Origin of the sequence: Prevotella sp. P4-119 (assembly GCF_002251345.1) — a bacterium.
Lineage (GTDB): Bacteria > Bacteroidota > Bacteroidia > Bacteroidales > Bacteroidaceae > Prevotella.
Window position 1 is genome coordinate 1 of the sequence record NZ_NPJB01000031.1, and the last position, 4,313, is coordinate 4,313.

5 protein-coding genes are annotated in these 4,313 nt (G+C 41.7%); all 5 read right to left on the reverse strand.

The features are described from left to right. Positions 1 to 914 (reverse strand): glycosyltransferase family 2 protein (locus CIK89_RS04225; RefSeq protein WP_144007341.1); only part of this gene is annotated, 914 nt, incomplete at its 3' end. Between the two features lie 94 nt (positions 915 to 1,008). Further along, positions 1,009 to 3,039: an IS66 family transposase gene (locus CIK89_RS04230; RefSeq protein ID WP_094390201.1), complete on the reverse strand. Its 2,031-nt coding sequence runs from the start codon at positions 3,037 to 3,039 to the stop codon at positions 1,009 to 1,011. Between the two features lie 134 nt (positions 3,040 to 3,173). Further along, entirely contained in the window at positions 3,174 to 3,506 is a 333-nt protein-coding gene (gene tnpB / locus CIK89_RS04235) for an IS66 family insertion sequence element accessory protein TnpB (RefSeq protein WP_094390202.1), read from the reverse strand. 3 nt (positions 3,507 to 3,509) lie between these two features. Then, on the reverse strand, positions 3,510 to 3,707 hold the full coding sequence (locus tag CIK89_RS04240) for a hypothetical protein (protein ID WP_094390203.1): 198 nt from the start codon (positions 3,705 to 3,707) through the stop codon (positions 3,510 to 3,512). 84 nt (positions 3,708 to 3,791) lie between these two features. Beyond that, positions 3,792 to 4,232, reverse strand: a complete 441-nt coding sequence (locus tag CIK89_RS04245; RefSeq protein ID WP_256387816.1) for a glycosyltransferase — start codon at positions 4,230 to 4,232, stop codon at positions 3,792 to 3,794. Positions 4,233 to 4,313 lie beyond the last annotated feature (81 nt).

Genomic DNA, 4,313 nt, shown 5'->3' on the forward strand with positions numbered 1-4,313 from the left:
ATATATGACATCTTATCTGATAAGATACAACAATTTAACAATGATTTTTTTATATATTCTTTACGTATTTCTTTTAGCCTCGTTGTAAAATAATCATCTTTATCAAGAAAAAAGTCATACAGTATTTCTATTGAACTTATATCATTATAAAATCTTTTAATGTTGAAGTTACTCTTCTGGATAGACATATACGAATTGGGATTCATACAATTGTAATTGTAAATTACATCATTGATCTTTGTAATTTTCTTCGCATAGTATACCAGTCGCGGGAGAGTATGGTGGTCCTCTCCTACATTTACTCCTTCAAAAGCCTCAATCCTATTATCTGTATAAAGTGTTTTCCTGATAAGTCTTCTCCATATAACATGGTCAAGAGTCATTTCAATTGTCTTGTGAATCATATCATTCGGAGTTTCATAATTAGGCTCTTCTAGTATGATTTTTCCTTCTTTTTTATGACAAATTGCTGCCCCGGAAACAATATCTGCATTCGTTTCTTGTTGTTTATTCACAAGTAATTCTATACACTCAGGCTCTATCCAGTCATCGGAATCAAGGTGAAAAATAAAATCACCAGTTGCTGCCTTTACGGCAGTATTACGTGCTGCTGCAAGCCCTCGATTGTATTTATGATGTATAATGCGAAATATGACATTTCCTTGAAAATTAGCGATGAAACTCTCCGCCAACATACAGCTGTCATCGTTGCCACAATCATCAACGAGAATACACTCGATACTTCCTCGATAAGTCTGTGTTATCACAGAATTAAGACATTTGAGAATATAAGTTCTCACATTATAGACAGGAATAAGAATAGAAACTTTCACCATATAAAAAATATGTAACTGTTCGGTGAAGTCCGTCATTGCAGATTCAAAAAAACTTTGTACCTTTGCAGCGCGCCCCATTGCGCACTATTTTTCGTCGAGTGTATGACGTTTAGCCCTGCTGATGCATTGACATCAGCAAGGACTTCACCTTTATTTATGACTTAATGTTGATTCAGTTAATGTCTTCCCAAAACTCAGGAAGCAGTTTGTATAAATCTTCATCTTTGGTGCTACCTATGTGATCAAGCACATAAGCAAGCCATCGCTCAGGGTTTTTACCCTTCACCTTGCAGGCACCAAAGAATGAGTACATCATAGCCGCACGCTCACAGGCTTCATCCGTCTGACAGAAGAGATAAGCCTTCTTGCCCATCACCATTGCCCGGATTTCCCGTTCTGTCGCATTATTATCCAGAGGCATTTCTGGTATGTCAAGATATGCTGTCAGTTCTTCAAAATGTCTGATTACATAGTTCAGCGCCTTGTACATCTGGGAATGCCTGTCATGATTCAGTATTTCATTCATACACCACAAATGGAGAGTCTCCCACAGAGGACGCGCCAATTCATTACGCAGCTCCGTTATCCTGCTGCCCGACGCATTCTCATGTCTGATGATTTCCTCTACTCCGTAGATTTCTTGAAAAAGAAGCATGCCTGGCATGGAAGCCTTCGGGGCTTCTTTCAAAGCTCGCTCATGCTCACGCCTAGCATGGGCCAAGCACCTGCACAGTACACGTCCTGTCTTCTTTATCCAGTCATATCCGGGATAGGCATCACACATCAGGGCAAGCCCGCTCCAATTGGCCAGTTGAGCTTGTATCACCTCTTTTCCACGACCATTGCCTTTTTCTACTGCGGTCAAAAAAATCGGTATGCCAGTGTCTATATTGCGGTATTCTATGATGTACTTCTTGACAGTCTTATGTTTCTCATTGTCCACCACCGGCATCGGACTTCCGTCTGCCGCCAAGTGAAGCCCACGCATCACATAATGCTCTTGTAATTTGTACAATGGAACAAGCGTGTCGCATACAGCCACATGCCAGTCATTGATTGTAGCCCGAGCCAATACCAGACCGTCTCTCTTCATCTGGCCAATCTGGCGGTTGAAGGGCATATGATCCATATACTTGCGCACCTCTATCTGTGACAACAACTTGTTGGAAGCGTAGCTTTTCCATATGAGTTCCTCGTGAACGGGGGCTGTATGGAATTTCTGGTATAAGTCATCATTGCGTACCATGACGGGGCAGCGGTAGCCCTGTACCATGTATTTGGCAGAGACAGGAACGATAAATTCCGTGGTTTCTCCCGGGAAAGCCTCGCGGTACTCGTCCATGTGTCCGATACATTCTTCAGGATAGACAAGTATCTCCGGCAGTCGGACCATGTCATCAGGTATCTTGTTGCGACCGTGACCGTCTTTATGCTGTTCCTTGCGAGCAAGACGACACGCCTCTTTCTGGAGACGGTACTTCTTGACAGTCTCAAGTGCCTTCTTATAATTCGCCTCCTCCTCTTCATTAAACTTAAGAGATGCCAGCAGCTGATTGTGAACACCAGTGCGGTCTTCTTCCGAAACCAGGAACCGCTCCCGCTTCTGCGTGAATATCATCCTGACAAGCTCGGCAATCTGACGATTTTTCGACTGCTCATTCTTGAAAATCCTCTCAAGTCTTGTCTTTATCTCATTGCCGATGGCAGCCTGGGCTTCTTCGGAAGCTGTCTTGAATTTGGCAAGATAGCCCTGAATATCCGCATTGTTACGGCGCGTCATTTCAGAGAACAGCCTGAGGAAGCCTTCAGTCTGTGCAGCCATCTTTCCAAGGAAATGGCTTTCTGCCTCATCTTTCGCCTTTCTAATCTTCTGCTCAGTCTCTGCGATGAGTTTCTGTTGCATCAGCTCAAAGGTCTTCAGCATCTCCTCACGCTGCCGATCAATAGCCAGCCTCTCCTTGTCCATCACTGCACGCTCATCGGCATATTCCGCCTCAATCTCCTTGCGGATACGCTCTTCAGCTTCACGCATCCTGCGTTCCACTTCTGCCTTGATGATATCCTCACGTGTTGCACGCTCCAAATCCAGGGCACGGTCAGTCTGATCCAGGCGGGAAGTCACTCCTGCCATCTGCTCATGCATGTTGGAGAGCCTCTCTTCCAACGCCTGATCCTGACTGTTTTTGTATGTTTCAGATACCATGTTTTATCTCTTAATTACCCTACAAAGGTACGAATTTTTCTTGAATTACACAAGTTTTTTTGTTGACTATTTCATACTGATTTTAAGCTATTTAAGTTAAATAACATCAATACCAAAAGTCGCATAAAACAAGGCTATTCACCAACACATTTCTCGCCCAAAATCAGGCAAACAAAATTCTTATAATCGAGGTTGCAAGTGCGCTTGTCCTCGTTCAGTTGCGGAATCTGAAAGCGACCCTCACTCAGTTTTCTGACATAGAGAGTCAGACCATTGCTTTCCCGATGCAGAATCTTGGCAGTTGTTCTTGTCTTGCCAATGAAGATGAATGCCTCGTCCTGAGTCAGGTAACGATTGTAATACTCACTGATGAGTCCTTGAAGTCCACGGAACTGTTTCCGCATGTCCACTGGCTCAATACACAGGAAGTAGTGAAGGTCTGCATGCAATTGACATATCTTTGCCATGGTTTACACTTTTATGCGGATGTACTGTTCCAACTGGCTGGCACTGATGTCACCAGGGAGTATTAGTGTCACATTGTTGGGATAAACCAACTTCAAGAATCTAGTGCGTTGAATGTGAGTACTGGGAGACTTTTCGAACTCATCTCCCATAAGATTCACCTCTGCAAAAAGAGGTTGTTTGTTTTGCTTTCTGTTGTTCATTGTCGCTAAAATTTTAAAGTGAAAATATCAGCGACAAAGGTACGACAATTATTCTATACGACAATGACGGGCTTCACCGAACAGTTACGATACTTTTTTATATTGAACTATTGATTTCAAAACTCGAGATTCATAATTATCCAGAGACAAATCACACATTGCTTTAAAAATAGCCGATTCATACAATGGGGAAAAATATATAGGAGCATCTCCTAATATTTCAGGCATTGACGTTGAATTTGAACACAATACAGGGCGACCATATTTCATTGCTTCTAATGGTGGATAACCAAATCCCTCAAAATATGATGGATATAATAATGCGTAACAATTTTCCATTGCAACAGACAAGTCACTATCAGATAAAAAATCCAATTTTATAATTTTTCCTTTAACATCTCTCGGATATCCAATAATCAAAAAATACATATCTTTGTCTTTTTTTGAATATTGATAGAACGCCCTTATTGCTTTTATTGCATTCTTTGAATCACGATCTGCACTTACCATTAAGAAATATTTCAATTTCTGTCCAACAACTCTTTTAAGTATCGTATTTTCAACAGGTTGTCTTTCAACGTTTATTCTTTCGGCACATCCTCAAAG

Coding starts and splice junctions, on each gene's coding strand:
- tnpB (WP_094390202.1), bottom strand. CDS start 3,506: ATGGCAAAGATATGTCAATTGCATGCAGACCTTCACTACTTCCTGTGT.
- CIK89_RS04240 (WP_094390203.1), bottom strand. CDS start 3,707: ATGAACAACAGAAAGCAAAACAAACAACCTCTTTTTGCAGAGGTGAAT.
- CIK89_RS04230 (WP_094390201.1), bottom strand. CDS start 3,039: ATGGTATCTGAAACATACAAAAACAGTCAGGATCAGGCGTTGGAAGAG.